The organism is Nocardioides sp. REDSEA-S30_B4 (genome assembly GCF_001627265.1).
In the GTDB taxonomy this organism is placed as follows: domain Bacteria; phylum Actinomycetota; class Actinomycetes; order Propionibacteriales; family Nocardioidaceae; genus Nocardioides.
On record NZ_LUPI01000051.1, the window covers coordinates 19,477 to 20,377 of the forward strand.

The window sequence follows — 901 nt, forward strand, 5'->3', positions numbered from 1 at the left end:
GGGCGACCCGCTGCTGGTCTTCTTCCACGGCGGCGGCTTCTTCGTCGGCGACATCGAGACCCACGACGCCCCGTGCCGGCTGATCGCCGAGCGCGCCGGCGTGCGCGTGCTGTCGGTGGAGTACCACCAGGGCCCCGAGCACCCGTTCCCCGCCGCCCACGACGACGCCGAGCGGGCCTACCACTGGGTGGTCGACCACGCTCGCGAGCTCGGCGCCGATCCTGAGCGCATCGGCGTCGGCGGTGACTCCGCCGGCGGCAACCTCGCCGCGGCCACGGCGATCCACGCCGCCCGCACCGGTCTGCCGTGCCGCCTGCAGCTGCTGGTCTACCCGATGACCGACGCCCGCCACGGCGCGCGCGACGGCGGCGAGGAGTTCCTCTCCATGCGGCTCTTCGACGAGGGGTTCTTCCTCTCGCGGGTCTTCATGGACCGCGCCACCGAGTGCTACGTCGCCGACGACGCCCAGATGGACGACCCGCGGTTCTCGGTGATGCTGGCCGACCTCCCCGAGGGCCTGGCCCCGGCGTACCTCTGCACCGCCGGCTTCGACCCGCTGCGCGACGAGGGCGAGGCGTACGCCGACCTGCTCGAGAAGGCCGGCGTCACCGTGACCCGACGACGCTTCGACGGGCTGATCCACAGCTTCTTCAACGTCGTCGGCGCCGGACGCTCGGGCCCGGCCGCCGTGGCCGAGATCGCCGACGCGGTGCGCGCCGGGCTGCACTGACATCTCGCTGGTCGAGGTGCGAGGAGCGCCAGTGACCCGTTCCGGTGGTCGAGGTGCGAGGAGCGCCAGCGACGAGACGCTTCTATAGCGTGTCAAGGGCTGCGAGGTGTCGGTAGATCTCGCGTGCGATGTAGCGCTTGAGGCAGCGGCGGATGCGGGGTTTGGTGAGGG

The 901-nt window shown here is 72.1% G+C and carries 1 protein-coding gene; it reads left to right on the top strand.

Annotated features, from left to right (window positions below; genetic code table 11):
* A partial coding sequence (locus A6R01_RS11140; protein WP_292605828.1) for an alpha/beta hydrolase occupies positions 1 to 730 on the top strand: 730 nt, incomplete at its 5' end.
* Between the last annotated feature and the right edge of the window lie 171 nt (positions 731 to 901).